A 470-nucleotide genomic window follows, 5' to 3' on the forward strand; every position below is an offset into this window, starting at 1 on the left:
CTTCTTTGGTTGCCGCCCGTGATGCAAGAGGCTTCTGACCCTATCGGCGTGTGACCGAGTGCGAACTTCTTTCAGGCCTCATTGTACGGCATTTCCAGAAGCCGCGGGCCGTTATGGTGATCTGCGGACCAAGTCCAAATCTTGGGACCGAGCTCGTAGCTCAGCGTTCGACTATGGTTTTCCTGATCCAGATCTGTTCGATCATTGCGCCCATTCAGGTCGTCGTCTTCTCACACCCCTGGCACCGTCGCTGGTTGATTACACCCTGAGGCTCATGCCGCAGCCGCCAGCGCCGGATCCCAGTAATCCTCGTTCTTCGTCAGCATGGCCCAGATTTGCCGGGCCATCTTGTTCGCCAGGGCTATCCCGACCAACATCTTCGGCTTGCGTGCCAGCATCCGCCCAATCCAGCTCTCTGCCAGGACCGTATGCCGCGCCCGCCCTATGATCCGGGTCATCGCCCCGATGAT

Annotated in this window: 1 pseudogene; it reads right to left on the reverse strand. The window is 58.9% G+C overall.

Annotated features, from left to right (window positions below):
• Nucleotides 1-272: 272 nt before the first annotated feature.
• A pseudogene (locus EIP85_RS22630) lies at nt 273-470 on the reverse strand (IS110 family RNA-guided transposase); the annotation flags it as partial.

The sequence above is a fragment of the Solirhodobacter olei genome, assembly GCF_004010155.1.
GTDB lineage: Bacteria > Pseudomonadota > Alphaproteobacteria > Rhodobacterales > Rhodobacteraceae > Solirhodobacter > Solirhodobacter olei.